A 26,208-nucleotide genomic window follows, 5' to 3' on the forward strand; every position below is an offset into this window, starting at 1 on the left:
CTCACCCCGCCTTCACCCAGCCGTCAGTTCGACGGGTAGGTGCGAAGCTTTTCGCCGGTGTAGATCTGGCGCGGACGGCCGATGCGGGTGGTGTCGTCACCGCGCATTTCAATCCACTGGGCAATCCAGCCGGGCAGACGGCCCATGGCGAAGATCACCGTGAACATGTCGGTGGGGAATCCAAGCGCCTTGTAGATCAGACCCGTGTAGAAGTCGACGTTCGGGTACAGCTTGCGGCTGACGAAGTAGTCGTCGTCAAGCGCAACCTTTTCCAGAGCTGTAGCAAGGTCCAGGAGGTCGTCGTTGCCGCCCTGCTCTTCGATGATGTCGTGGGCGGTCTGCTTGATGATGGCAGCGCGCGGGTCGTAGTTCTTGTAGACGCGGTGGCCGAAGCCCATGAGGCGTACGCCGCGTTCCTTGTTCTTGACCCGCTCCATGTAGCTTTCGGCGCCGTCGTCGGACTGCGAAATCTCTTCGAGCATTTCCAGCACCGCGGAGTTCGCGCCGCCGTGCAGAGGGCCTGCCAGAGCGTTGATGCCGGCTACAACCGACTGGTAGAGGTTTGCTTCGGACGAGCCGACCAGGCGAACCGACGATGTCGAGCAGTTCTGTTCGTGGTCTGCGTGCAGGATGAACAGAAGGTCGAGCGCCTTGCGGACGTTCTCGCTGGATGCGTATTCTTCACCGCTTACACCGAAGTTGCTGCGGAAGAAGTTGCCGACCAGGCCGTACTGCGGTTCGGGGCGCAGCACCGAGTCGACGCCGAAGCGGCGGCGGTGGGCCAGGGCCGTCAAGACGGGCATGGCGCCGAGCAGGCGAACGGCGGCTTCTTCCATCTGTGCGTCGTCGTAGACGTCGATGGTGTCCTGGTTGAAGGTGCCCAGCGCCGAAACGGCGGTCGAGAGGATCGACATGGGGTGGGCGTCTTCCGGCATTGCGGCGACGAGGTCGTAGATGCCCTGCGGGACTTCGGCGTGCTGGGCGATGCGCTCCTCGAACGACTTCAGCTGTTCGGCGGTGGGCAGTTCGCCCTTGATGAGGAGGTAGGCGACTTCGACGAAGGATGCGTTCTCGGCGAGGTCTTCGATGGCGTATCCGCGGTAGCGCAGGATGCCTTCGTCACCGTCGATGAAGGTGATGGCGGAGGTCGACGAGGCGGTGTTGCCAAAGCCGGGGTCGAAGGTGACGCGGTCGGTTTCGGCCAGGAGCTTGCTGATGTTCAGCCCCTCAGTACCGGCTGTTGATTCGACGCCTTCGAGTTCGAGTTCATGGTCATCTACCCGCAGGAAGCCGTCTGCCGCCATTGATTCTCCTCTGTTCGAACTTCGCACGCTCTGTTCCGCTGTGGTTCAGAGACATGAAGAAGATTACCTAATTGTAGAAAAAACAGTAAATCACTGAGAGTTCGCTCAACGTGTGGTAGCTGAGCTTCCGCGCAGCCTCTCAGCCGCCGCGCGGATCCTTTCGTCCGGTGCTGTCAGCGCCAGCCGGACGTGCTGCTGACCCTCGGGTCCGTAGATGAAGCCGGGGCCTGCCATGATGCCCAGCCCTGCCAGCCATTCGAGTGTTGCCATGCAGTCTTCGCCCCGGGTTGCCCACAGGTACAGGCCCGCTTCCGAATGGTCGATGCGCAGGCCCGCCTGTTCGACTGCCGGCCGCAGAAGCTCGCGACGACGCCGGTAGAGGTCGCGCTGCCGCTGCCAGTGCGCGTCGTCATTCAGAGCGGCGATCATCGCCGCCTGCACGGGTGCGGGAACGATCATGCCCTGGTGTTTGCGGGTGGTGGTCAGTTCCCGGATGAGCACGCGGTCACCCGTGACGAATGATGCACGATAGCCGGCGAGGTTTGACTGTTTGGACAGCGAATAGACGCTTAGCACGCCGGAATAGTCGTCGCCGACGACCCCAGGGTCGAGCACCGACGGGGTTGGGCGATCCTCGGCCCAGTTGAGAGCTGCGTAGCATTCGTCGCCGGCGACCACGGTGCCGCAGCGACGCGCTTCTGCGATGACAGCCCGAAGCTCTTCAGCCGTATCTACGCGGCCGGTGGGATTGCCCGGCGAATTGAGCCACAGAAGGCCCACACCTTCCAGCGATGCTCCCGCGGCAATGTCTGCTGCATTGATGCGCACACATTCGACACCGGCAAGGCGCGCACCGATTTCATATGTGGGGTATGCCTGCGACGGGCATGCCACGCGCAGTCCCAGCTGAGCGAGCCCCAGCAGGCTCGGCAGGGCTGCGACGAACTCTTTGGACCCGACCGTCGGCAGGATTTCGCTGCCGGGATCAAGTTCGATGCCGCGGACCCGCTTCGACCAGCCGGCAATCGCTTCGCGCAGCTGAACAGTGCCGTCAGTTGTGGGATAGCCCGGAGCGTCAGCTGCCGTCCGCAGGGCTTCCTGTATGAGCTCCGGTGTTGGGTCGATGGGCGTGCCGATGGAGATGTCGACGATCCCATCGGGATGAGCTTCGGCGGTCTGCCGTACGGCGGCCAGCCGGTCCCACGGGTAGGCCTCCAGGTGAAGGCCGTAGCGTTCGTAGGTCACTCGTCGTGTTCCTGCTTGGGCAGCGCTGCAACGATCGGGTGGTCGTAGCCGACATTGCCGACACCGGCGGCTCCGCCGGGTGAACCGAGGTCGTTGAAGAAGTCGACGTTGGCCGTGTAGTACTCGGCCCACTCTTCTGGGACGTCGTCTTCGTAGTAGATGGCCTCAACAGGGCAGACCGGTTCGCAGGCACCGCAGTCCACGCACTCGTCGGGGTGGATGTAGAGCATCCGCTCGCCTTCGTAGATGCAGTCGACGGGACATTCGTCAACACAGGCGAGGTCTTTGAGGTCGACGCAGGGCTGGGCAATGATGTAGGTCACTGGGACTCCTTCTGCTGAGCGTGGAGTGACACGCTCCCGGCGGCATTCATCTGATCCAAGGGTACTCCCCCGCTAAGGTGGTGACGTTCATGGTCTGGATACACCTTGGAGGTCACAGGAGTGTTTGAGCCGCAGCCGGGAATGCGGGTCGTCGTCCGCTACAGCGACGGCGGGCAGCTGACAGACGCTCTCGGCCACGTTCTCGCGGCCGATGCCGACTCCGTGACAGTTGACTCCAAGCGCGGTCCCGTCCGGATTGAGCGGGCCTCCATTGAGCTCGCCCACGAAATCCCGCCGGCACCTCAGCGACCGGGTCCCGTCCATTCGACCGTGTCGGCGGCAGACCTGCGCCGCATTTCAGCCCAAGTGTGGCTGCCGGGCGAAAGCGTGTGGCTCAACCGGGACGCGGTTGCCGAAGAACTCACCTCGGACGAGGGCGCGGTCTCTGCGGTCGAGTCCGGCTGGCTCTTGCGCGCCGCCGCCGGGGCCGATGCTCGCGCGAACTCCGCTCTTGTGCTCACAGACCCGCAGATCCCCGCGGAAGAGGCACTCGGAGCAGTCGAGAAGTGGTACATAGATCGGGGCCTTCCCCCTGCCCTGCAGATCTTTTCAGGTGAGGCCGGAGGAGAACTCGACTCCGCCTCGGCCCAGGTTTCGCAGCTGCTGCGACCGGCGGGTTTTTCCCCCAGCGACACGTGGCTCACGATGACCGCCCCGGCCCGGGAAGTTGCGGGTGCCGCACAGCCGCCGCAGGGTTTGGAGATTGTACAGTCCGATCAGGCCCACACGGCGCACTTGGCCGCGTGGGGTCATGACGACACTGAGGACATGCGCGCGCTCCTGCACAGTGCGCCGCAGGTGATTTTTCTCTCAGCCGTTGCAGTGCACCCGGACGGGTCGAAATCACTCGTGGGCGCTGTCCGGCTGGCTATCGCCAGCAAGTGGGGCTGGTTGGACAATCTGGTTGTCAATCCCCAGCTGCGCCGCCGAGGTGCCGGGAAGGCTCTCGTGCAAGCCGCCGCCCGCTTGGCTGCGGTTCAGGGCATCCGCTCCCTTGGGTGCGATGTGCCCGCGGCGAACGAAGAAGCGGCAGCGCTCCTTGCCGGATTGGGCTTTAAGGAGCACCACCGCTTCTGGTTTGCCGTCCAGGAGGCCGCTGCCGGCGGCAACACTGAGCAGCCCACGGGGCTTAGTCGCAGACGATCCTGTTGACCGGGCGGTAGACGGTCGTGAACTGGTCCTTGGTCACCTTGCCGGTCTCAATGTTCTTCATAGTGCGGTAGATGGTGATCGACCATCCGCCCCGCGGGGACTGCGGTTTGCAGCTGGGGCCGGACTTCTTCACAGTCGCCGGGCTTGTGTGGGCGAAACGGCCCGAGGCGCCGGCTTCGACTTCGAGAGTCTTCTCGCCCTTGATCTCCGCATTGACCTTACCGCCGGAGACCGACATGTGCAGAACCACCGGCTTGTCCGAGGTGTTGGTGAAGGCCATGTCGATCGAATGCCAGTCAAGGGTGGATTCGCGGCCTTCCGGGTAGCGAGAAATGTAGCGCGAGTGAGCCTTGTGCCTATCCAGCTGCATACCGGAGAAGAACGCGGCATTGAACAGTGTTGTCGACACCTGCGAAACACCGCCACCGTAGTCCTGCTTCATCTCTCCGCCGGAAATCACACCGGCCTTGCGGTAGCCGTTGGCCGCGGTGCGCTGTCCGAGTGCTTTGTTGAGGCTGAACTGTTCGCCCGGCTGGACGACCGTGCCGTCAACCTTGGCGGATGCGACCTTGAGGTTGGTGTCGCGGCCCGGCTGCGACGAATACGGGGTGGAGAACTTACCCATCGTCTCCATCTTCATATTCTTCGCATCATCCGTGGTAAAGGATGCTTTCTCCGCCGTCAGCGGCAGTTCTGCTGTGCGGTTCTCTGCCTTCAGCGCGGCGTCTACGGCTTTCGCCACGTCAGCGTCTTTCGCTGAGGTCCCGTCCTTGGATGGAACGACCGTCAGCTTTCCGCCGGAGAATTCAAAGCTGGCGTTCTGCGCTTTTTCGCCCACTCCCTTGTTCTCTTTGAAAAGCGAACCCTTCAGGGCTTTGCCGTCGAGCTCAAGGGCAAGTTTTGATTCGCGCGGTGTGAAAGAAGCTGCCTTCGCAATCGCCTTGGGTGAGAGTTTGAGGCTTTCGCCGGACTTTTCGCCCGTCGACTTCAGGGTCACAGGCGATGCGACAGCCGGCTCTGCAATCTCTGTTTTCGCCTTCTGCGCTTCGGCGTCCGTAATGTCCGGTTCGACGGTCTCAGCCGTCGTGTTCAGCGGCTTGCCGTCCTGTGCGGGCCACTGAGTTTCGATGGCCTCGACAATGCTGTCGGCAGTGACTTCACGGCCGTCTGCGTCTTCCGTGACTTCCGGCTTTTCACCAGAGAAAGCCAGTTCGGCGTTCTTCGGCTCCACGCTCAGGTCCTCGGCCAGCGACTTCGCCGCGGTATCGAGAGCCTTCTGGTCGTATTCGAGTGCCAGCGGTTTGTCGTGCTCGCTTCCGGACAGCGCGCGGAAAATATCGACCGGGTTGAACCGCGGGCCGATGAGCTCATCAACGGTGTCTTCGGCCGAAAAGCCCAGCGACACATCATCAGGGGAAAACTCGGCTTCCGAATCCTCACCCGCACTCAGCGCAACCGGCTCCTGGGCCCTTTCCGCAAGCCCCTCATCGAGAGCCTTCACGGCTTCGTCCCGGCTCATCGAGCCGATGTCGATGCCGGCCACGTGAGTTCCGGCGGGAACAGACCGCCCCGTCCAAAAGGCCAAGGCCGCATAGCCGATAAGAACAGCGGCCACGGCCGTCAGGGTTCCCCACAGAGCTTTTGACATATCAGTGCTTTCGGTTTGCGCGCAGACACGGCAGCGTGAACGACAGAACAGCGGCAATGATCATGGGCCCGAACAGCCAGGCCACGGACCGCAGGGTTCCGGTGACCAGAACTCCTCCGCCGGGCAGCAGGCCGGGCTGAGAGCCGATGAACGACACGAGGCTCATTGTGACAGCACAGAGCACAACTGCCGCCGTCGAACGGTTGGCCTCGGCGACGTACCACAGCACACAGCCGGCAAGGGCCAGCGCCAAAAGCAGTCCCCACGGCACGATGACAGCCTGCCCTGCGAGGTTGAAAAGCGATGCTCCCAGGTGCTGGAAAGTGCCGAGCACACCCGCCAGCAGCCCGAGGAAAACACTCGAGAACACCATCGCCACCGCCGAGGGCGGGTCTGGACGATCAGGTTCTTCGAGGAACTCGAGGATGTCCGCACCCTTGTGGCCATCGGGTGATGTGAAGTATTCGGTGTCCAGCAGCACGGTGCCGATGTTGTTCGACAGCGCATAGAAGTCACCGGCAACCTGCAGCTGAGTGGCGTGAGCCGCCATAGCCCGAGCTTTGTGCCCGCGGTGGGCGCTGATGTCCTGGCTGAGAACAACCGGGTCTTCAGCCGGGATCGTGGGCACTTTCTGGGCGGGCTCAAAGCCGGTGAGGGCAAAGCCGGGACGGTCGACGTTGAACATCTGGTCGACAGCGTCCTGCGGGGTATCGACGTAGATGACGCGCGGCCGGTGTTTGCGTTTGAGCCTCGACACTGCACGCAGTGTTGCCTCGTGAACCCGAACGTGGTCGGGGTGCCCGTATCCCCCGCCTGCCGGGTAGGTCACCACGAGGCGGGGTCGGCGATCCTCAATGACGGCGGCAATATAGGCGGCAACGTCATCGAGTTTCGCGGCACACAGTGATTCGGCCGGAGTGTCGGCGGGAACCTGCGCGTGACCGTCAGGCCCCCATTCCATGCCGGAGTCCTCAAAGCGGCGCTCCGGCAGCGTGCCGGCACCGCCGGCAGGAGTGCCGAGGAACGCCCAGTCGTCCACACCGAGGGCTTTCATGGCCTCGGCGAGTTCGCCCTCCCGGTGGGCAGCCAGCGCGTCGCGGTGGCCTTCCAGGGTGTCGTTCAGCGGACCGATCACCTCACCGCCCTCACCGCGGGTTGCGGTGACGATCGTGACGGGCACCTGGGCTTCGCGCAGTCTGACGATGGTGCCGCCGGTGAGGATCGATTCGTCGTCCGGGTGGGCGTGGACGAACAGGACTCCGGACATCAGGAGTTCCTGCGTTTGCGGGCGTTGGCGGCCTTGCGGCGCTCAGCCTGGTCAAGGATGACCTTGCGCAGGCGAATAGCGCCAGGGGTCACTTCGACGCATTCGTCTTCAGCGGCGAACTCGAGGGACTCTTCGAGTGTGAGTTTGCGCGAGGGCGCCAGGTGTTCGAAGCTGTCGGCGCTGGCTGCGCGCATGTTCGTCAGCTTCTTTTCCTTGGTGATGTTGACGTCCATGTCTTCGTTGCGGCTGTTTTCGCCGACGATCTGGCCCTCGTAGACCTCCGAGGTGGGCTCGACGATGAACGAACCGCGCTCCTGCAGGGCAATCATGGCGTACGGGGTGGCAGCACCGGCACGGTCTGCAACAAGCGAACCGGTGTTGCGGAACTCGATTTCGCCGGCCCACGGCGCGTAGCCGGCACTGATGGAGTTTGCGATACCGGCCCCGTGGGTTTCCGTGAGGAATCGCGTGCGGAAGCCGATGAGGCCGCGCGCCGGTACACGGAACTCGATGCGGACCCAGCCGGTTCCGTGGTTCGACATGGATTCCATCTGGCCCTTGCGGCTGGCCATCAGCTGGGTGACTCCGCCCAGATACTCTTCCGGCACATCGACCGTGAGCATTTCAAAGGGCTCGTGCAGGGTGCCGTCGATCGTCTTAGTGACAACCTGCGGTTTGCCGACGGTCAGTTCGAAGCCTTCGCGGCGCATCTGCTCAACGAGCACGGCCAGGGCGAGTTCACCTCGGCCCTGAACCTCCCACGCGTCGGGACGTTCCGTGGGCAGCACCTTGAGGCTGACGTTGCCGACCAGTTCCTGATCGAGGCGGTCCTTGACCATGCGCGCGGTGACTTTGGTGTTCTTTTCGCGGCCGGCCATGGGCGAGGTGTTGGTGCCGACGGTCATGGAGATCGCCGGGTCGTCGATGTGGATGGGCGGCAGGGGGCGCGGGTCGTCGAGGTCGGTGATGGTGTCGCCGATCATGACGTCCGGGATGCCCGCGATTGCGAAGATGTCGCCGGCCCCACCCTCTTCGACCGGCACGCGCTCCAGGCCGCGGGTTTCGAGCAGTTCAGTGATTTTGACCTGCTTGAGGTCGCCTTCCTTGTTGATCCAGCCGACCTGTGCTCCCTTGCGCAGCACGCCGCCGTAGATCTTCACGAGTGCCAGACGGCCCAGGAAGGGCGAGGCGTCGAGATTCGTGACGTGTGCCTGCAGCACGCCGTCGTCCGTGACGGTCGGGGCAGGGATGTTCTCCATGATGGCCGCGAACAGCGGTTCGAGGTTGGTGCCGTCGGGAACTTCGCCGTCAGCGGGCTGTTCTGCCGAAGCGATGCCCGCGCGTGCCGACGCGAAGATGGTGGGCACGTCGAGAACCGCGTCGACGTCGATGTCGGGGTCTTCTTCCGAAAGGTCGCTTGCCAGTCCCAGCAGGAGGTCCTGAGCTTCTTCGACAACACCGTCGATGCGGGCATCCGCGCGGTCGGTCTTGTTGATCAGCAGGATCACGGGGAGTTTCGCGGCGAGTGCCTTGCGGAGCACGAAGCGGGTCTGCGGCAGCGGACCTTCGGAGGCGTCAACGAGGAGCACAACTCCGTCGACCATCGACAGGCCGCGTTCGACCTCGCCGCCGAAGTCGGCGTGGCCGGGGGTGTCGATGACGTTGATGGTGACGGGCTCACCGGGTGCCGACGGGCCGTTGTAGATGATCGAGGTGTTCTTCGCCAGGATCGTGATGCCCTTTTCACGTTCCAGGTCACCGGAGTCCATCACGCGGTCCTGGACCTCGCCGTGATCGCCGAACGCGCCGCCCTGTTTGAGCATCGCGTTGACCAGCGTGGTCTTTCCGTGGTCGACGTGCGCCACGATCGCTACGTTGCGGAGGTTGTTTTTGCGTGATGTCTCAGCTGCCATCAATCCACTTTCTTCTTGGAAGATCCGGGCACACTGCGTGGGCCCAACCGACAATTATAAGTCCGCGCCCGGTGTTTCCGGGCAGTGTTCACCAGCCGCGCTCCTGCCATTCGTCCAGGTGCGGCCTTTCGGTGCCGATCGTGGTGTGCGCGCCGTGGCCCGGCAGCACGACGGTGCTGTCGGGAAGAACGTCGAAGATCCGCGTGCGCAGGTCGGCCATGAGGCTTGTGAAGTCTTCAGGGGACCAGGTTTTGCCGGGGCCTCCGGGGAACAGCGAGTCTCCGGAGATCAGCACGGTGTCATCCCCGTCGCGGATGATGAGCGCAATCGATCCGGGCGTGTGCCCGCGCAGGTGAACGATCTTAATGGCGATATCGCCGACGGTGATGATCTCTCCGTGCTTCAGGCGCTCAGTGATGACAGCACCGGACTCTTCTTCGATGGCATCGGCGTCGTACTCCCCCGCCGCAGACACAGCGCCGGTGTCCGCGAGCGCATCCGCCAGAGCCCGAACGTGGTCCCAGTGGCGGTGGGTTGTCAGAACGCGTTCAACAGGAGCATCGCCGATGAACTGTTTGATGGCCGACCAGTCGTCTGCCGCGTCGACGAGCAGTCGCGCCCCGCTGTCGCGGTGGGTGACAAGGTAGACGTTGTTTTCCATGTCCGAGACCGCGATCCAGCGGATCTCGAGGGCCGAGGTGTTGATCGTGTTCTCAGTCATGTCAGCCTCCCTGACGCATCGGCGCGCGGGCCGATAGTGTTGTTGTCTGCTCCCAGTCCATCACAGAGAGGGTGCCGTGTTCGAGTCTTCTACTGTCGCGTGGACGGTGCTGTTGATTTCCGGCGCGTTTGAGGCCATGTGGGCTGCCGCTCTGGGTGAGTCTTCCTGGTCGATGCGCAAGCGGGTCATTGTGTTCACGGTCGGCACGATTGTGTCGATGGGCGGACTGTACCTGGGCCTGACCGTGATCCCAGTCGGTGCGGGCTATGCCGCGTGGGTTGGTGTCGGTGCTGTCGCAGCTCTTGCCTATTCGGCGCTGCGGGGCCGTGAGCGGCTCACCCTGTTGCGGCTGTTCTTTGTTTTCGTCCTCATTGCCGGAATCGTGGGCCTGGGGGTGTTCTCGTGAATCGCTTAGCGCCGACCACCCGCACGGGTGCGTGGATTGTTCTGCTGATCTCAGGTGCCTGTGAGTCCCTCTGGGCGCACGCTCTGAGCAGCGGGCTGGGCAGCATCGGCTGGATTCTGCTGTTCTACGTGGGTCTGTTCGTGTCGCTTACGGGTCTGCGCATGGCGATGCGGATCATCCCGATGGGCACTGCCTACGCCATGTGGACGGGGATCGGCGCGGCAACGACCGCTGTGTGGGCGGCCGCTGCCGGTGAGCCTTTCCCCCTGCTGAAGATCGCGAGTCTGGTTCTTGTGGTGATCGGTGTGGCGGGCTTGGAGCTCACCAGCGGCCACGGACGTACTGGGGAGGGTACGGAATCTCGCGAGGATTGAGGCCGAGTTCGTGGGCGGCTCGCAGCGGCCACGACGGTTCGCGCAGGGCTGCCCGTCCGATGAGGACCGCGTCTGCCTGCCCCGTAGTGAGGATGGTCTGTGCCTGCACAGGGTCGGTGATGAGGCCGACTGCTGCCGTCGGCACGCCTGCCTCGCGGATCCTTTGTGCGAAACCGGTCTGATAGCCCGGTCCCACCGGAATGTCAGCAGGGGTGTTTCCTCCCCCGGACACGTCGACGAGGTCGCAGCCCTCTTGATGCAGAACTCGGGACAGTTCGACTGCTTCGTCAATGCCGAAGCCGCCCTCTGCCCATTCGTCGGCGGAGATGCGCACGAGCACTGGGAAGTCGTCCGGCACCCTCGAGCGCACTGCGGCAAGGATGTCGCGCAGCAGTTTCCACCTGCCGGTGCCTGCGCCGTATTCGTCGTCGCGGTTATTCGACAGCGGGCTGAGGAAGGAATGGATGAGGTAGCCGTGTGCGCCGTGGATTTCGACGGTGTCGAAGCCTGCCTCGACGGCCCTTTCTGCGGCCGCGCCGAATGCTTCGACGACGTCCCTGATCTCTTCGACACTCATAGCCGTCGGTTCGGCAAGCTCCGGGTAGGCGAGGCTGCTGGGCCCGAGTGTCGGCCAACCTCCGGTTTCCTCGGACACCGTCCCCTTTCCTTCGCCGGGGAACGGCCGATGCGTACTCGCCTTTCGGCCGGCGTGTGCAAGCTGAATGCCGATGGCAGCGCCCTGGGCGTGGACGAAGTCGACAATCGGTTTCCACGCCTGGGCTTGTTCGTCGTTCCAGATGCCGGCGTCCTGCGGTGAGATCCGCCCCTCGGGAACAACGGCGGAGGCTTCCGTGATGATCAGCCCGAACCCGCCGGCTGCACGAGCCCCGAGGTGCGTCAGGTGCCACTGGCCGGGCACGCCGTCGCGGTTTTCGCAGGAGTACTGGCACATGGGAGGCAGCCACACGCGGTTGCGCACGGTCAGTCCCCGCAGGGTCATGGGGTTGAAGAGCTGTGTCACGGGTTCCTCACAGGTGGTTGCGGAAGAACTCGCCCAGGTGATCGGCTGCGAGTTCGGGGTGTTCGACCATGAAGACGTGAGCGGCATCCGGGATGGTGACGTGCGTGCCGTTCTGTGCTGTTTCGGCCAGCTGCTCCATGGACTCCGGGGTGTTGACGACGTCCTGGGCGGCAGACATCCACAGGGTGGGCACCGCAATGTCGGCGGTGCGCTCGGAAAGGTCGTAGTCGGCGAGCGCTTCACAGCAGGCGATGTAGGCCGCTTCAGGTGTTGTCAGCAGCTGGTGGGCGGCAATGTGGCCTGCGGCAAGGTCCTCGCTGAGGAAACCGGCGGCAAACCACAGGTCGAGCGTGTCCGGCACTGCCGGAGCAATGCCGTCTGCGCGCACCCCGGCGATCCTGTCGTGCCAATCCTGGGGTTCGCCGAACTTGGCCGCTGTTGCCACCGGTGCTGCTGCGCGCACCCGGTCGGAGTGGTTGAGGGCGAGCTCCTGTGCCACCCCACCGGAGATAGAACAGCCGGCGTAGCCGAAGGTCTCCGCACCGAGCTCATCGGCAATCTGGACGACACCTCGGGCCATGGAAGCAACCGTGATGGGCTCTTCAGTCGAGAAGTCCCGACCGACATCGGTGCCGTGGCCGGGAAGCTCAGTCAAGACCACCCGGAAATCATCAGCCAGGCGGGCGGCGACGGAAGCCCACACGGATGCGTGGGTGCCCAGGGGCGGACCGAAGATAAGCGTAGGAAGGTCAGTCGATTCCGGGTTGAGAACGGAATAGGCGAGTTTCGTCATATCAACTCCAACGGTGAGTGGCCGGCTTTTCTTCCTGGGCACCTGGTTCGATCAGCCGAACGACCCGCCCGACTTTTCGAGATAGCACTGCGGACACAAGGACTCATAGGTGACGTCTGCCCCTTCGATTGCCACCTGTGAACCGGCGAACACGAAGTCACCGTCGGCTTTGCGGCCGTTGAACATGGCTTTCTTACCGCAGCGGCAGATGGTTTTGAGCTCTTCGAGGGTGTGGGCGATCTCCAGCAGTCTGCGCGATCCGGGGAATGCCTGCGTTCGGAAGTCGGTGCGCAGGCCGTAGCACATCACCGGCACGTTCTGGCCCACCGCGATCCGCATGAGTCCCTCAATCTGGGTGGGTGTGAGGAATTGGGCTTCGTCCACCAAAAGGCAGGCGACCGGCTGCACCGGCTGATCGACGTGGGTGATGAGCGCGGACGGGTCGGCGTATTCGGCGGCTTCGCGGAAAACGGTTTCAACATCGTCGTCTTCGCGCACGAGGATGTCGACGGTGCGCGAAACTCCCAGACGCGAAATGATCTTGTCCGCACCCTTCGTGTCGACGTACGGCTTGGCAAGCAGGATCCGCTGTCCGCGCTCTTCATAGTTGAACGCAGCCTGCAGCAGAGCTGTCGACTTGCCGGAGTTCATCGCTCCGTGCCGGAAATACAGTTTGGCCACCCTGTCCGTCCTTCCTACGCGACCGGAAACAGGATACCGGCACCGACGCCTGCACCCGGCTGTCGCGAGGGCGGCCGGTGTTTGGCACGCCGAGTCGATAGAATGACTTCGACAATCCCGAAGCGAGTTGGAGTGATCCTCTACTAATGGCAAAGATCATCTACACCCGCACCGACGAAGCGCCTCTGCTTGCAACGTATTCGCTCAAGCCGATCGTTGAAGCCTTTGCGCACACAGCCGGTGTCGAGGTCGAAACGCGCGACATCTCACTTGCCGGTCGAATCCTGGCGCAGTTTAACGATGTCCTCCCCGAAGACCAGCAGCACCCTGACTCCCTGGCTGAGCTCGGCGAACTGGCCAAGAAGCCCGAAGCCAACATCATCAAGCTGCCCAACATTTCGGCATCCGTTCCGCAGCTGAAGGCTGCCATTGCCGAACTGCAGGGCCAGGGCTACGACCTTCCGGAATTCCCGGAAGAGCCGAAGACCGATGAAGAGCGCGACATCCGCGAACGCTACGGCCGCGCCCTCGGTTCGGCTGTCAACCCGGTTCTGCGCGAAGGCAACTCTGACCGTCGCGCCCCGCAGGCAGTCAAGAACTTCGCGAAGGCCCACCCGCACCGGATGGGCGAATGGACGAAGGACTCCGGCACCCGCGTGGCCACCATGTCCGCTGACGACTTCCGTTCGAACGAACAGTCCGTCGTCATGGAATCCGACGACACCCTGCAGATCCGCCTGCGCGGTGAAGACGGCGAAACCACCGTCCTCAAGGACGGCCTCAAGGTGCTCAAGGACGAAGTCATCGACTCGACGTTCATGAACGTCCGTGCCCTTGAGAAGTTCCTCAAGGAGCAGATCGCCCAGGCCAAGAAGGACGGCGTTCTGTTCTCCGTCCACCTCAAGGCCACCATGATGAAGGTGTCGGACCCCGAACTGTTCGGTCACGTCGTCCGCGCTTTCTTCCCGTCGGTCTACGAAAAGTACGGCGAAGAGCTCACTGCCGCTGGCCTCACCCCGGACTACGGCCTGGCAGCCCTGCTCAACGGTCTTGACAACCTCGACCCCGAGGTCGCAAAGGGCGTGAAGGCAGAAATCGACGCCGGCTTCGAAAACGGCCCGGCACTTGCCATGGTCGACTCCTCGCGCGGCATCACCAACCTGCACGTGCCCTCGGATGTCATCGTGGACGCCTCCATGCCCGCGATGATCCGCGACGGCGGCAAGATGTGGGGTGCTGACGACGGCCAGCACGACACCCTGGCAGTCATCCCCGACTCCAGCTACGCCGGTGTATTCCAGGCCACCATCGAAGACTGCAAGGAAAACGGCACCCTCGACCCCGCCACGATGGGCACCGTGCCCAACGTGGGCCTCATGGCGCAGAAGGCCGAAGAGTACGGCAGCCACGACAAGACGTTCATCCTTGACCGTCCCGGCACGGTTGAGGTCGTCAACTCCGCAGGCGACGTCCTCATGTCCCACGAAGTGCAGACCGGTGACATCTGGCGCGCATGCCAGACCAAGGACATTCCGATCCGTGACTGGGTCAAGCTCGCTGTTACCCGCGCTCGCCTGTCGGACACCCCTGCTGTGTTCTGGCTGGATGAGGAGCGCGCACACGACCGCAACCTCATCGAAAAGGTCAACACCTACCTCAAGGACCACGACACCTCGGGTCTGGACATCCAGATCATGAGCCCGATCGAGGCTGCTAAGCACTCGCTGGCCCGCATCCGCAAGGGACAGGACACCATTTCGGTGACCGGCAACGTGCTGCGTGACTACAACACCGACCTCTTCCCGATTCTCGAACTGGGAACCTCGGCCAAGATGCTCTCAGTTGTTCCGCTGCTCGCCGGCGGCGGCCTGTTCGAAACCGGTGCCGGCGGTTCGGCACCCAAGCACGTGCAGCAGGTTCAGCAGGAAAACCACCTGCGCTGGGACTCGCTCGGCGAATTCTTCGCGATTGCCGAATCCTTCCGCCACTTCCTGCACTCGCAGGACAACCAGCGTGCGGGCGTTCTCGCTGACACCCTGGACCGTGCGACAGAGACCTTCCTCAATGAGAACCGTTCGCCTTCGCGCAAGGTCGGCGAAATCGACAACCGCGGCAGCCACTTCTACCTGACCCTGTACTGGGCGGAAGAACTGGCCAAGCAGTCTGACGATGCCGAACTCGCCAAGGCGCTGGCTCCCATTGCCGAAGCGCTGCGCGAAAACGAAGCTGTGATCGCCGAAGAGCTGCTGGCCGTGCAGGGCCAGCCGGTTGACCTCAACGGCTACTACAATCCTGCTGACGAAACGCTGACCAAGCTCATGCGTCCGTCGCAGACGTTCAACTCGATCATCGACAAGCTCGGCTGAGAACTGAGCTGACCGATACCAGCTGAGGGCCGGGAGCACGCCGCTCCCGGCCCTCGGTGTTTCACACACAGTGACATATCCAATGCCCCGAAAGGCTGACCTCAGCGTCCGCGAATGAAAGAATGGCGGCAGAGAGAAAGGATGTCCCCATGACGCAGCCCAACGGCGACTACCCCACCGTTCCCAGCGAAAACCCGGTTCCCGAGTACACCTCGCCCGACACCGTCGAACAGGTAGGCGAAACCGCACCGCAGACCGAAGCGGCACACACACCGGAAAAAGCCCAGACCCCACCACCGGAACCCAAGTCTTCCGGCGGCCTTTCGGCGGGCATTTGGGCGTCGCTGATCATCGGCGCCCTCATTCTGGTTCTGCTGCTGATCTTCATCATCCAGAACAACGAACCGACCCAGTTCTACTACTTCGGCTGGCAGTTCACCCTGCCGCTTGGCGTGTCGATTCTGCTTGCCGCAATTGCAGGCATTGTGATCGCCGGGATCTTCGGCACGGTCCGCATGTTCATTTTGGGCCGCCAGATCAAACGCGCACGCAAGCGCTGAGCGGCCGCGATACAGACCTCACTGAGGTCAGAGAAAGGACAGGATATGCACTTCATCGTCGTCAAGTTCCGCGTCAAGGATGAGTTCGTGGCCGACTGGCCGAACATTGCCCGCGAATTCACGGAAGCCACGCGCGCAGAACCCGGCAACCTGTGGTTTGACTGGTCGAAGAGCCTGGAGCGCGATGACGAATACGTGCTCGTTGAGGGCTTCGCCGATGACGAAGCCGCAGGCGCACACGTCAATTCGGACCACTTCAAGAAGATGCAGCAGGACTTCCCGCCGCACCTGAAGGAAACCCCGCTCATCGTGTCCCGCAAGGTCGAAGGCAACGACTGGGACCGCATGGGCGAAATCTCGGTCGACTGACCTTGACTGACCTCGACTGACCTCACTGCACGCAGACGGGGCCGCGGAATCTTCCGCGGCCCCGTTTCTGCTTCTGCCCTAGTTTTCCGCGCTTTCCGCGCCCGAGGTGAAGCTCACCTCGGACTGTGCCCGCACCTCGGTCCTGCGCTCGATTGTGCGGGCTACGGTGCACGTCTTCCCATGAGCGTGAGCAAGCGCGCGGTCGACCGTGCGGGCGGCACGCCGTGTGTCAGGAGAGTCGTCGAGTTCAACGGCCAGCTGGATGAGCACATCCTGAAGGTAATTTTCGTCTTCGCGCACATAGTCGGCGGAAACCTCAGCGGCAAATGACCGGGGTTCTGTGCGCCGGCTGATGACGGCGTCGGGATCAACCGAAGAGCACGCTCCGAGTGCGGCCAGAAGAAGCTCGACGGGTGTGAAGACATCCTCGCCCGTGCCGATTTCAATCTGGGCGCCCGCTGCGTTTGTCGCTCGGAAACGTCCCTGCGCTGTCCGCTGGACACTGACGTGAACTCGTTCCACTGCCTCGCCTTCCTGAAGAATAAAACCAGCCTAGTTCCCCGAAACCGTGAGACACAGCTCACCCGTGCGGGCGCCTCGTGAGCCAGACCTGAGCCGAACCGTCGGCTCTTTTGCAAAACACCCGAAACAATACGCGGGCAACGACCCTGCAGACCGTACAGTGAGAAAAACCTTTGTCTTCCCCATGTAAAGGACTCACATGCGACACCTACCGGCAACACTCGGCGCCCTCGGGGTGGCCGTTGCGGTAGCCGTGCCCGCTGCCGCGGCACCCAATGCCGACAGCAGCGCAGAACCGGCGCCGCAGGAGACCGCCAAGAACGCTCCGCAGGAAACCGACAACGACGGTCAGGAACCCAAGGTCGACACCGTCAAGCAGAAGGTTGACGCTGACAGCACGGCCCTCATCGACGCCACCGGCACAAACGATGAGAACACCGTAGTCATCTTCGGAGCGACATGGGCAGGCGACGCCCAGCCGAAGGTCGAGTACCGCTCAAAGGTGACCAACAGCCTCAAATGGTCGATGTGGCAGGAACTCGAGGCCGACCCTGACGAAGGCCCCGACGACGGCTCGAACGAGGCCAACACCCCCGGCACGGGAGCCGTCAGCGCTGCCTACAACGAAAAGATCGAAGTGCGCACCAAGGGCGCACCCGTCACCGTGACCGTCACGACCACCCCGATCACGGACGCCGACCGCACCATGTTCGGCGGCGTCAACGACGAAGGCACATTCTCCTCCCCCGACCTCAACGAACCCGCATCGTCCGCGCCGGAAGCCGACTCCACCTCGGCAGCCGGCAGCGGCCCCATCGCCGGCGGCAAACTCAACGCCAAGAAAGCCGCATCCATCGGCGGCTTCAAGTACTTCTCGCGCAAGCAGTGGGGTGCGCGGAAGGCTCGCTGCTCGACTTCGACGACCAACCGCAACACCGCGACGATCATCCACCACACGGAAGGCTCGAACAGCTACTCCAAGGAGCAGGTTCCGGGCATCCTCCGCGGTATCCAGTCCTACCACCAGGGCAGCCGTCACTGGTGCGACATCGGCTACAACATGCTCGTCGACAAGTACGGCAACATCTACGAGGGTCGCCCCAAGCTCGACAAGGCTGCCATCGGCGCCCACGCATCGAGCGTCAACCGCGGCACGTTCGGCATTTCGGTGATCGGCTCCTACAAGAAGAAGGCGCCTGAGGCAGTAATCAACTCGGTTGCCCGCATCGTCGCCTGGCAGTCCTCGAAGTGGAACTGGAAGATCGACTCCAAGGTCACCCTGACCTCGGCAGGCGGCGACACCCGCAAGTACCCCAAGGGTGCGAAGATGACCGTGCAGCGCGTGTCCAGCCACCGGGATGTCGGCAGCACCGACTGCCCCGGCGACGGTCTGTACAGCCAGCTGGGTGACATCCGCAAGAAGGCCATCGGCTTCCAGAAGGGCAAGCCTCCGGCACCGGCTGAAAAGCCCAAGAGTCCCATCCAGAAGTTCCACGAGGCCAACAAGTCCAAGACCGGCAAGCCCACGGGCAAGGAGCACGGCGGTCTGCCCGGCGGCGGCGCGTACCGAGCCTTTGAAAAGGGCGCGGTGCACCACTCACCGAAGACCGGCACCCACTTCACCCGGTTCGGCTCCGGCATCCAGAAGGCGTGGGCCGCGCAGGGCTTTGAACGCGGCGCGCTGGGCTACCCGACCGGCGAAGAATCCTGCACCATCAAGGACGGCGGCTGCTACCAGGCGTTCCAGAACGGCTCAATCCACTGGTCGCCCAAGATCGGCGCCCGCAAGCTCATGTACGACTCCGCCATCCGCAAAGAATGGGCCAAGCAGGGCTTTGAACGCGGCTCGCTCGGCTACCCCACAACGGAAGAGTTCACGTGGGGCAAGTACAAGCGTGTCAACTTCGAAGGCGGCTACCTCACCTGGACAAAGGAAGAGGGTGTGAAGCACCACAAGAAGAAGTGATCCTCTTCAGAGTTCGTCTCACCTGAGCGGGGCGGCAGTTCTGATCGAACTGCCGCCCCGCTTCTTTGTTCGGCTGCCGTGTTCGCTTCCGAGTGCTGACGAGGCGCCGCTAGAGTGAGCGGTATGACTGACCTTGCGAAGCTGGACACCGAAGGCGTTCAACGGGTGCTCGCGGTTGTGGCCCACCCGGACGACATGGAGTACGGAGCATCGGCAGCAGTTGCCAAGTGGGCGGCAGAGGGAATCGCAATTCACTATCTGCTGCTGACCGCCGGAGAAGCCGGCATCGCCTCCATCGAACCAGACCGGACCGCAGCCCTTCGCGCGGAAGAACAGCAGGCGGCCTGTGACATCGTCGGAGCTGCGTCACTGGAAATCCTTGGCTTCCCGGACGGACTGCTGGAACCCGACCACAGCGTGCGCAAGGCCATTGTCCGCAAGATCCGCGAAGTACGGCCGCAGATGGCGATCTCACTGACGTGGGAACTCGAGGTTGGGTTCGGGATCAACCACGTTGACCACCGCGCCTGCGGTATTGCTCTCATGGACGCCATTCGGGACGCCGATAACCCGTGGCTGTTCCAGGACCTGGGCCTTGAGCGTTGGAAGGTCGACCGGGCCCTGTTCTGTGCAGCGACCAAGCCCACGCACTATGTTGATGTGTCCGGCGAGCCGCTGCAGAAGGGCATCGCCTCACTGGCAGCCCACGAACAGTATCTTGCAGCGCTGCCCGACCATCCCACCCCAGAGCAGATCAACCGGGGTGTGACAGAGGAAGCCGGCAGGCGCCTCGGGATTGAGGCCGCTCTGCCAGTCCGTGAGGTGCGGCTGTGACAGCTGTTCCGTGGCAGCCGGAGTCCGAGCCGAGCGTCACCGACACCGCACTCGTGTTTGAGGGCGGAGGCATGCGGGCTGCCTTTTCTGCCGGCATTGCCATCACACTCATTCGGGCCGGCATCGACTTCCCGCACACCTTCGGGGTCAGTGCGGGCACTTCGACGACGGCAAACCTGGTGTCGCGCGACATCGATCGCGCCAGGCGCAGCTTCGTGGAGTTCTCCACCGACCCGCAGTTCGGGTCGCTGAAGACTTTTGCGCGCGGGCAAGGGCTGTTCAACGCCGAATACATCTACCAGAACACCGCCCTGCCCGATCAGGCCCTGCCGCTTGACTGGGACACCTTCTGCGCGCACCCGTCAGAAGTGTCCGTTGTGGCGTTCAATGCCGAAGACGGCACGACCGTCGAATGGCGGCGTGCTGACTTCCCCACGATGGACGACTACCTGCTGCGAGTGCGAGCATCATCGACCATGCCTATCGTCATGCCCGTCACAGACGTTGACGGCACCCTCTACGTTGACGGTGCTCTTGGTGACGGCGGCGGAATCGCTCTGCCGGCCATGCTTGATGCGGGTTTTGACCGGGGCGTATTCGTGCTGACCCAAGAACGGCGGTATCGGAAATCGCCCGCGCGGTTCAAACACAGCACCCGGCAGATCTTCCGTCGGCTGCCCGCGGTCCCCGCGGCAATGGAAACCCGCGCGGCACGCTACAACAGCATCCGCGAACAGCTGTTCGACCTCGAAGCAGAAGGCAGAGCCTTCATCATCGAACCGGACATCATGCAGATCGGCAATTCGACCCGGAACCTGTCGCAGCTGGCGGCGGCACACCGGCACGGGCTGTCCGTCGGTCGCCGCAAACTGCCCGGGCTGCGAGACTTCCTGGGGCTGTCATACGAATGAGCGTCGCTTCAGCTGCGCGCTGTCAGTTTGAGACGGCTGCCCACTGACGCCAGCAGAAGGGCCGGCGGGGTTTCCTCCCGCCGGCCCTTCCAATCAGCTGAGTGCTGACCAGTGAGCTTTACTTGAGCGCGCCCAGTGCCGCCTCGTAATCCGGTTCCTGACCGATTTCGGGAACCTGCTCGGTGTAGACGACCGAGCCTTCGGCATCCACGACGACAACCGCGCGCGACAGGAGACCCTCGAGCGGGCCTGCCGTCATCGTGACGCCGTAGTCCTCACCGAAGGAGGAGCGGAACGCCGAGGCGCTCACAACATTGTCAATGCCCTCAGCCGCGCAGAAGCGCTCCTGCGCAAACGGAAGGTCCTTCGACACGTTGAGGACAACCGTGTTGTCACGGCCGCCGGCCTTTTCATTGAAGGTGCGGACACTCGCCTGGCACACGCCGGTGTCAATGCTGGGGAAGATGTTGATGACCAGCTGCTTGCCGGCGAAGTCCTTGAGCGTCACGTCGGAAAGATCCGTGCCCACCAGAGTGAAAGCGGGAGCCTGCGCGCCCTTTTCAGGGAGGTTTCCGACGGTGGTGATGGGGTCGCCCTGGAAAGTGATGTCTGCCATGAGAATTCCTTTCGTAGATTGGCCTGCCCTGCGGTGTTAAACCACCGGACCGGAGGTCACTGCTGCGCTTTTTCGCGTACCTGACGCTGAATGCGGGCCAACATGCCCGACATTCCGTTCAGCCGCAGCGGACTGACCTGCTTTTCAATGTTGAGCTTAAGCGGGAAATCTGCGGGAACGTCGAGGACTGTCTGCACGGTTGCTCCATCCAGACCCTCATTCAGGATCCCCGCGAAGCCGCGCGTGGTCGGAGCTTCCGCAGGTGCCGAAAAGAACAGGTGCACCGTGCTGTCCGGCTGGGTGCCGTCGACCTCCACGCGGATGAAGATCGGCGACTGGCATTCCGGAACGGGCTCAAGCAGCTTTGGATCGTCCTTCAGCCGCTGTGGAAGGTCCGGCAGTTCGTCGCTGAATTCCAGCAGCAGTTCCAGCCGCTGGCTTTCCTCCATAGCGCCGAAGTCGTCGGCGATTTCCTGCAGTGCCTGCGGAATAGTCACTTCTGCGGAGCCTCTCCCGGCTGGTCTCCCTGGGCGATCGGCACGCGCATGGCGTTGCCCCATTCGGTCCAGGAACCGTCGTAGTTCTTCACGTTCTCAAAGCCCAGAAGGTAGGACAGCACGAACCACGTGTGGCTGGAGCGTTCACCGATCCGGCAGTAGGCGTAGGCAACGTCGGTCTTGCCCAGGCCGAGGTCGTCAATGTAGATCTTGCGCAGCTGATCAGCCGATTTGAACGTGCCGTCCTCATTGGCCGCGGTTGCCCACGGCACCGAGTGAGCGGTGGGAATGTGTCCGCCGCGCAGAGCGCCCTCTTCCGGGTAGTCCGGCATGTGGGTGCGCTCACCGGTGTATTCCTGCGGGCTGCGCACGTCGATCAGCGGGATCTGGCCGATGGCTTCCAGCACTTCGGGCAGGAGCGCGCGGATAGGCGCGTCGTTGCGTTCGACCACCGGGTAGTCGGTGCGTTCACGCTGCGGCTTTTCGCGCGTCATTTCGCGGCCTTCGGCTTCCCACTTGGCGCGGCCGCCGTCCATGAGCCGAACGTCATCGTGGCCGAACAGTTTGAACACCCACATGGCGAATGCAGCCCACCAGTTGGACTTGTCGCCGTAGACGACGATCGTGTCGTCGCGGCTGATGCCCTTGGCGCTCATCATTTCGGCGAATTCGGGGCCCTGCACGTAGTCGCGGACCACCTGGTCGTTCAGTTCGGTGTGCCAGTCGATTTTGACCGCGCCGGGAATGTGGCCGGTTTCGTAGAGCAGAACGTCTTCGTCAGATTCGACGATGACAACACCGGGGGTGTTGAGGTTCTCAGCCACCCACGCGGTGGAGACGAGAGCTTCCGGGTGCGCGTAGTCGGCGAACTTCGGATCGGTTGTGTCAGGTGAAACGGTCACTGGGCCTCCGTGCTGCGTAGGCAATAGGTAATGTTTTTCTAGCCTAATGGACGTGTGTGCCGCCGAAGCAATTGAGGACTACCTCACTTGTCGGCGGTCTGCTTAAGGAAACCGCGAAGCACCGCCAAGAATTCCTCAGGTTTTTCTGAGTGCACCCAGTGACCTGCGTCTTTGACCATGACTTTGTGTGCGCGTGGGAAGAGAGCACGCATGGGTTCGTCGTGTTCGTCCTTGATGTAGTTTGACTTCGCTCCGCCCATCCACAGGACTGGACCGTCATAGGTGGTTTCGAACTCGGGGAACGCGTTGATGTCGCCCACCGCGTTGTTGAGCATGGCCACGTTGGCTTGGAATTCAAAGCCGCTGTCGGACCGGCGCAGGTTCTGCAGGAGGAAGCCGCGCACGGTGGGGTCTGATACGCCGGCTTCTTCGAGTTCGGCGTCAGCCTGGCTGCGGCTTGAGAGCGCTTCGAGGTCAAGACCGGCGAGCGCGCTCAGAAGCGGCACGAAGTTGGAGTCCTTCGAGCTGACCGGCGACATGTCTTCGACAATGAGTGCCGTGAACAGCTGGGGTTTGCGCAAAGCGGCGACCATAGCGGTCTTCGCACCCATCGAATGGCCCAGCAGCACGACGTAGTCTTCGCCGGTTTCTGGCAGGACCACGTTTTCTATGAACTCGATGACGGCCTGGCCCATGTCTTCGTAGTCGAAGTCTTCGGTCCACGGGGAGCTTCCGTGGTTGGGCAAGTCCACGAGGAAGCACCGGTACTCGTCTTCCAGCGCTTTTGCTGCGGAGAGAAAATTGCGCCCCCGGCCCATCAGGCCGTGGAGGAAGACGACTGCCGGTCCGGTCGTGCCGTAGGCGGTATAGGACAACTGCATGGGGCCTCCCTAAACTGGTTCGGTGCTTGATCTTAGTCTGCTGCGCTGCCCGGTCTGTCAGGGGAAGCTGCATGCCGTCGGTGAGCCTGACCGCGTGCGGGCTGTTGAATGCGGAGAGCGGCACAACTTTGCGCGGGCCAGGAAGGGCTATCTTTCACTGCTGTCAGGCCCGAAGGCTCGCAGCGGTGACACTGCCGATATGGTCGCTGCTCGCCGCAGCTTCCTGGACTCAGGTCTGTATTCGCAGCTGGCCGCTGACGTCGCCCGCTGCGCAGTCGAAGAGACACAGTCCGGGTCCGCTCTCGCGGCACCCGCTGCCGAGGTGCCCGCCGCCGAGGAGCCCGCTGACCAGCTGGCAGCCGGCGAGGTGGAGACCGGCTCCCCCGCTCCCCTCACCGTGCTCGATGCCGGCTGCGGGACCGGCTACTACTGTGCCGCAGTGCTGAGCGCCTGTGCTGAAGCGGGTGTGGCTGCGCGGGCCTACGCTTTTGATTCAGCTCCCGCGGCAGCAGCTGCGGCTGCAAAAGCCCACCCGGGGATCACTGCTTTTACATGGGATGTCTACCGACCCTTGCCTCTTGAGGACAGCAGCGTTGATGTGATTCTCAGCGTGTTCTCCCCCAGGGTGCCCGCTGAATTCCACCGGGTGCTCAAACCCGGCGGTGCGCTCATCACCGCCCGTCCCACACAGAGGCATTTGGCAGCGCTGCTGCAGTCTCACGACGGGACCGTGAGCATCGATGAGCACAAAGAAAGCCGACTCCAGCGGTCACTCGAACCGTTCTTTGCAGAAGGTGAGCGGCGCCTCGTGAACCATCCCCTGCATTTGAGCGCCCGTCAGGCGCGCGAACTGATCGGCATGACGCCCTCGGCCCGGCACATTGACCCGCATGTTTTCACGGACGATGTGACGGCTGAGTTCTCCGTCGTCGTGTCCCCGTGGCACCGTCGATCAGGCGGCCAGGCCGACCGTTAGACTACGGGGCGTGACTGATGATCTTTCCCGCCTGAGCTCTTTTATTCGCGTCATCCCGGACTACCCGTCCGAGGGCATCCAGTTCCAGGACATCACGCCGCTGCTGGCTGATGCCTGGGCTCTGCGACGCGCAGCCGAGCTCATGGTCGAACCGTTTGCCGGTCAGTTCGATGTTGTCGCCGGGATCGAAGCGCGCGGATTCATCTTCGCCGGTGTTGCTGCGGCTCTGGCCGGGACGGGCTTCGTCCCGCTGCGCAAGGCCGGTAAGCTGCCAGTCCCCGCTGCACGAGTTGACTACGACCTCGAATACGGTTCAGCGGCAATCGAAGCGAGCGACCAGCTGGCACCTGGCGTGCGGGTGCTTCTCATTGACGACATCCTCGCCACCGGAGGCACACTTGCCGCGGGCCTGGAGCTCATCAACACACTCGGCGCGAAGACCGTCGGAACGTCCGTCCTGCTGGAGCTTGAGGGCCTTAACGGCCGCGAGCGCGTCCCGAACGTGCACTCTCTTTTCGCGGTGTGAGCTGCGGTTTCCCCGCCAGATTTGCGCTTTAATGCAGATTCACGCGTAGATGCGGCGCATTAGCGCGCAAACCTGCATTAAAGCGTGAATCTGCGTTGGGACGACACGCTGTCCGAAGCGCAGAACTGCGTCAGCGCGTGAATGCCGCGGTCAGCGCGCCGCGTCAAACAGTCGTCGGCGAATCCAGCTGAGCGCGGAAGGCGCGCTCGGCCTGCTCGCCGAAGGGCACAAGCACTACGCGGGTGACAACGTCGCCCACTTCGTCGGCCGTTTCCCTGACGGTTTCGACAGCAATGCGGGCCGCGTCGTCCATTGGCCAGCCGTACACGCCTGCCGAAATCGCTGGGAACGCGACACTGTGCGCGCCGATCCGCTTGGCCTCACGCAGGGATTCCCGGTAGGCCGAAGCCAGCGTTGCCGACCGGTCTTCTGTCTTGGCATACACCGGCCCGACGGTGTGAATGACCCAGCGGGCGGGCAGCTCTCCCGCGGTGGTCGCGGCAGCTTGGCCTGCCGGCAGTCCGTCGGGGTATGCGCTTTCACGCAGCTGTTTGCACTCGGCCAGAATTGCAGGTCCGCCAGCGCGGTGGATCGCCCCGTCGACGCCTCCCCCACCCATGAGCGTGGAGTTTGCCGCATTCACGATCGCGTCGACATTCTGCTGTGTGATGTCACCGGGTTCAATGCACAGTTCCATGGTTGCTGCTCCTCTGTTCAGGCCAGGAGATCCGGCTATTGGGCGTTGTCCTGCAGCCAGTGGGCAAGCACTGGCACGTGGGAGTGTTCGATGTCTTTCGCGGCTGTCAGCAAAGTGACGTGCGGCCTGTGGGAGAGCCTTTCGGCTAGGTCTGCCGCATCGGCATTGTCATCAAGTTCGGCTCGGTAGCGGCTCTGAAACTCTGACCAGCGGCCTTCGCGGTCATCGTGGAACCATGATCGAAGCTCGGGCGTGGGAGCGGCGTCTTTGGCCCATTCGTCAATGTCGAGGGCTTCCTTTTTGATTCCCCGCGGCCACATGCGGTCGACCAGCACGCGAGTGCCCTTAGTCTCCGGCGCCTCCCCGTATGTGCGGCGGAAAGTCCACTTCGAGCTCAGCTCTGCCATTGAAGCTCCTTTCTCGGTGGATTGGCACTCCCAGTGTCTCGCTTCAACTGCCCCGACGGGAAGCACCCCCACCATTACCTCAGGCCAGAATCACGCTTAAATGCAGATTCACGCGTTAATGCAGCGCATTAAAGCGCAAAGCTGCATTAACGCGTAAGTCTGCATTCAGGCGGCACACCCAGCAAAGCACACATCGACGACTGACCGGCGCACCCAACACCACAAACCAGCTGGCAGAAAACAGAACAAAAGAACGAGGCGGAAGTCGCC

At 63.0% G+C, this 26,208-nt stretch carries 28 protein-coding genes and 1 pseudogene; 12 read left to right on the plus strand and 17 right to left on the minus strand.

All coding sequences use genetic code 11. The features are described 5' to 3' along the window. Positions 1-23: 23 nt before the first annotated feature. The 3 genes from HMPREF3172_RS08480 to fdxA all read right to left on the minus strand — a co-directional run bounded on the left by HMPREF3172_RS08480 (position 24) and on the right by fdxA (position 2,872). On the minus strand, positions 24-1,304 hold the full coding sequence (locus HMPREF3172_RS08480) for a citrate synthase (RefSeq protein WP_070428550.1): 1,281 nt from the start codon (positions 1,302-1,304) through the stop codon (positions 24-26). 105 nt (positions 1,305-1,409) lie between these two features. Next, the gene (gene dapC / locus HMPREF3172_RS08485; protein ID WP_070516774.1) at positions 1,410-2,549 is read right to left on the minus strand and encodes a succinyldiaminopimelate transaminase; all 1,140 of its coding nucleotides are present in this window, start codon (positions 2,547-2,549) and stop codon (positions 1,410-1,412) included. Continuing rightward, positions 2,546-2,872: a ferredoxin gene (fdxA, locus tag HMPREF3172_RS08490; RefSeq protein ID WP_061942434.1), complete on the minus strand. Its 327-nt coding sequence runs from the start codon at positions 2,870-2,872 to the stop codon at positions 2,546-2,548. Before fdxA ends, dapC begins: the two co-directional genes overlap by 4 nt. 105 nt (positions 2,873-2,977) lie before the next feature. On the opposite strand from fdxA, the gene HMPREF3172_RS08495 reads away from it, so the two are divergent. Beyond that, entirely contained in the window at positions 2,978-4,084 is a 1,107-nt protein-coding gene (locus HMPREF3172_RS08495) for a GNAT family N-acetyltransferase (RefSeq protein ID WP_176746143.1), read from the plus strand. Here the strand turns inward: HMPREF3172_RS08495 and HMPREF3172_RS08500 are convergent. From HMPREF3172_RS08500 to HMPREF3172_RS08515, 4 genes are all read right to left on the minus strand, one after another. Continuing rightward, positions 4,062-5,732: a VanW family protein gene (locus HMPREF3172_RS08500; protein WP_070516779.1), complete on the minus strand. Its 1,671-nt coding sequence runs from the start codon at positions 5,730-5,732 to the stop codon at positions 4,062-4,064. The genes HMPREF3172_RS08495 and HMPREF3172_RS08500 overlap by 23 nt on opposite strands. Before the next feature lies 1 nt (position 5,733). Beyond that, positions 5,734-6,999, minus strand: a complete 1,266-nt coding sequence (locus HMPREF3172_RS08505) for a PIG-L family deacetylase (protein WP_070516781.1) — start codon at positions 6,997-6,999, stop codon at positions 5,734-5,736. Next, positions 6,999-8,912, minus strand: coding sequence for a translational GTPase TypA (gene typA / locus HMPREF3172_RS08510; RefSeq protein ID WP_070516783.1), 1,914 nt, complete (start codon positions 8,910-8,912; stop codon positions 6,999-7,001). The genes HMPREF3172_RS08505 and typA overlap by 1 nt, the downstream gene beginning before the upstream one ends. A gap of 88 nt (positions 8,913-9,000) precedes the next feature. Further along, positions 9,001-9,633 carry an MBL fold metallo-hydrolase gene (locus tag HMPREF3172_RS08515; protein WP_070516785.1) on the minus strand — a complete coding sequence of 211 codons (633 nt, stop codon included), beginning with the start codon at positions 9,631-9,633 and terminating at the stop codon, positions 9,001-9,003. A 76-nt stretch (positions 9,634-9,709) separates the two neighbouring features. Between HMPREF3172_RS08515 and HMPREF3172_RS08520 the strand changes: the two genes are divergently transcribed. Then, on the plus strand, positions 9,710-10,039 hold the full coding sequence (locus tag HMPREF3172_RS08520; RefSeq protein WP_070516787.1) for a DMT family transporter: 330 nt from the start codon (positions 9,710-9,712) through the stop codon (positions 10,037-10,039). Next, on the plus strand, positions 10,036-10,413 hold the full coding sequence (locus HMPREF3172_RS08525; protein WP_070428556.1) for a DMT family transporter: 378 nt from the start codon (positions 10,036-10,038) through the stop codon (positions 10,411-10,413). Before HMPREF3172_RS08520 ends, HMPREF3172_RS08525 begins: the two co-directional genes overlap by 4 nt. Here HMPREF3172_RS08525 and HMPREF3172_RS08530 read toward each other — a convergent pair. Genes HMPREF3172_RS08530 through HMPREF3172_RS08540 form a run of 3 tightly spaced genes read right to left on the minus strand, consistent with a single transcriptional unit; the run spans position 10,361 to position 12,908 of the window. Further along, positions 10,361-11,434: an NADH:flavin oxidoreductase/NADH oxidase gene (locus HMPREF3172_RS08530; RefSeq protein WP_176746144.1), complete on the minus strand. Its 1,074-nt coding sequence runs from the start codon at positions 11,432-11,434 to the stop codon at positions 10,361-10,363. The genes HMPREF3172_RS08525 and HMPREF3172_RS08530 overlap by 53 nt on opposite strands. A gap of 7 nt (positions 11,435-11,441) precedes the next feature. After that, positions 11,442-12,227 carry an alpha/beta fold hydrolase gene (locus HMPREF3172_RS08535; RefSeq protein WP_070516790.1) on the minus strand — a complete coding sequence of 262 codons (786 nt, stop codon included), beginning with the start codon at positions 12,225-12,227 and terminating at the stop codon, positions 11,442-11,444. A gap of 51 nt (positions 12,228-12,278) precedes the next feature. After that, positions 12,279-12,908 carry a thymidine kinase gene (locus HMPREF3172_RS08540; protein WP_019175509.1) on the minus strand — a complete coding sequence of 210 codons (630 nt, stop codon included), beginning with the start codon at positions 12,906-12,908 and terminating at the stop codon, positions 12,279-12,281. Positions 12,909-13,054: 146 nt separating this feature from the next. Between HMPREF3172_RS08540 and HMPREF3172_RS08545 the strand changes: the two genes are divergently transcribed. The 3 genes from HMPREF3172_RS08545 (at position 13,055) to HMPREF3172_RS08555 (ending at position 16,203) form a co-directional block, all read left to right on the plus strand. Next, on the plus strand, positions 13,055-15,274 hold the full coding sequence (locus HMPREF3172_RS08545; RefSeq protein ID WP_070516792.1) for an NADP-dependent isocitrate dehydrogenase: 2,220 nt from the start codon (positions 13,055-13,057) through the stop codon (positions 15,272-15,274). 149 nt (positions 15,275-15,423) lie between these two features. Next, positions 15,424-15,834 (plus strand): LapA family protein, encoded by a 411-nt coding sequence (locus tag HMPREF3172_RS08550; RefSeq protein WP_019175511.1) that lies wholly within the window; start codon positions 15,424-15,426, stop codon positions 15,832-15,834. Positions 15,835-15,879: 45 nt separating this feature from the next. After that, positions 15,880-16,203, plus strand: coding sequence for a putative quinol monooxygenase (locus tag HMPREF3172_RS08555; protein ID WP_070516794.1), 324 nt, complete (start codon positions 15,880-15,882; stop codon positions 16,201-16,203). A 78-nt stretch (positions 16,204-16,281) separates the two neighbouring features. Here HMPREF3172_RS08555 and HMPREF3172_RS08560 read toward each other — a convergent pair whose 3' ends face one another. Then, complete coding sequence (locus HMPREF3172_RS08560; RefSeq protein WP_070516796.1) at positions 16,282-16,725, minus strand: OsmC family protein; 444 nt, start codon at positions 16,723-16,725, stop codon at positions 16,282-16,284. Between the two features lie 199 nt (positions 16,726-16,924). Between HMPREF3172_RS08560 and HMPREF3172_RS08565 the strand changes: the two genes are divergently transcribed. The 3 genes from HMPREF3172_RS08565 (at position 16,925) to HMPREF3172_RS08575 (ending at position 20,436) form a co-directional block, all read left to right on the plus strand. Beyond that, positions 16,925-18,691 carry an N-acetylmuramoyl-L-alanine amidase gene (locus HMPREF3172_RS08565; protein ID WP_070516798.1) on the plus strand — a complete coding sequence of 589 codons (1,767 nt, stop codon included), beginning with the start codon at positions 16,925-16,927 and terminating at the stop codon, positions 18,689-18,691. A 123-nt stretch (positions 18,692-18,814) separates the two neighbouring features. Next, positions 18,815-19,525: a PIG-L deacetylase family protein gene (locus HMPREF3172_RS08570; RefSeq protein ID WP_070516800.1), complete on the plus strand. Its 711-nt coding sequence runs from the start codon at positions 18,815-18,817 to the stop codon at positions 19,523-19,525. Next, positions 19,522-20,436 (plus strand): patatin-like phospholipase family protein, encoded by a 915-nt coding sequence (locus HMPREF3172_RS08575; protein WP_082784729.1) that lies wholly within the window; start codon positions 19,522-19,524, stop codon positions 20,434-20,436. Before HMPREF3172_RS08570 ends, HMPREF3172_RS08575 begins: the two co-directional genes overlap by 4 nt. A 118-nt stretch (positions 20,437-20,554) precedes the next feature. On the opposite strand, the gene tpx is transcribed toward HMPREF3172_RS08575, so the two are convergent. The 4 genes from tpx to HMPREF3172_RS08595 all read right to left on the minus strand — a co-directional run bounded on the left by tpx (position 20,555) and on the right by HMPREF3172_RS08595 (position 23,332). Next, a complete protein-coding gene (gene tpx / locus HMPREF3172_RS08580) occupies positions 20,555-21,052 on the minus strand; it encodes a thiol peroxidase (RefSeq protein ID WP_070516803.1) in 498 nt (165 codons plus the stop codon). A gap of 56 nt (positions 21,053-21,108) precedes the next feature. Further along, positions 21,109-21,549 (minus strand): SufE family protein, encoded by a 441-nt coding sequence (locus tag HMPREF3172_RS08585; protein ID WP_141738896.1) that lies wholly within the window; start codon positions 21,547-21,549, stop codon positions 21,109-21,111. Then, positions 21,546-22,451 (minus strand): sulfurtransferase, encoded by a 906-nt coding sequence (locus tag HMPREF3172_RS08590; protein ID WP_070516805.1) that lies wholly within the window; start codon positions 22,449-22,451, stop codon positions 21,546-21,548. The genes HMPREF3172_RS08585 and HMPREF3172_RS08590 overlap by 4 nt, the downstream gene beginning before the upstream one ends. Positions 22,452-22,534: 83 nt before the next feature. Next, positions 22,535-23,332, minus strand: a complete 798-nt coding sequence (locus HMPREF3172_RS08595; protein WP_070516807.1) for an alpha/beta fold hydrolase — start codon at positions 23,330-23,332, stop codon at positions 22,535-22,537. 22 nt (positions 23,333-23,354) lie between these two features. On the opposite strand from HMPREF3172_RS08595, the pseudogene HMPREF3172_RS10780 reads away from it, so the two are divergent. The 3 genes and pseudogenes from HMPREF3172_RS10780 to HMPREF3172_RS08605 all read left to right on the plus strand — a co-directional run. After that, positions 23,355-23,483 (plus strand): annotated as a pseudogene (locus HMPREF3172_RS10780) (SAM-dependent methyltransferase); the annotation flags it as partial. A gap of 48 nt (positions 23,484-23,531) precedes the next feature. Then, positions 23,532-24,308, plus strand: coding sequence for a methyltransferase domain-containing protein (locus HMPREF3172_RS08600; protein ID WP_141741618.1), 777 nt, complete (start codon positions 23,532-23,534; stop codon positions 24,306-24,308). Between the two features lie 10 nt (positions 24,309-24,318). Beyond that, positions 24,319-24,834: an adenine phosphoribosyltransferase gene (locus tag HMPREF3172_RS08605; protein WP_070516811.1), complete on the plus strand. Its 516-nt coding sequence runs from the start codon at positions 24,319-24,321 to the stop codon at positions 24,832-24,834. 163 nt (positions 24,835-24,997) lie between these two features. On the opposite strand, the gene HMPREF3172_RS08610 is transcribed toward HMPREF3172_RS08605, so the two are convergent. Further along, positions 24,998-25,531, minus strand: coding sequence for an O-acetyl-ADP-ribose deacetylase (locus HMPREF3172_RS08610; RefSeq protein ID WP_070516814.1), 534 nt, complete (start codon positions 25,529-25,531; stop codon positions 24,998-25,000). 35 nt (positions 25,532-25,566) lie between these two features. Next, positions 25,567-25,938, minus strand: coding sequence for a DUF488 domain-containing protein (locus tag HMPREF3172_RS08615; RefSeq protein ID WP_083281486.1), 372 nt, complete (start codon positions 25,936-25,938; stop codon positions 25,567-25,569). Between the last annotated feature and the right edge of the window lie 270 nt (positions 25,939-26,208).

It is taken from the genome of Brevibacterium sp. HMSC08F02, assembly GCF_001807555.1.
Lineage (GTDB): Bacteria > Actinomycetota > Actinomycetes > Actinomycetales > Brevibacteriaceae > Brevibacterium > Brevibacterium ravenspurgense.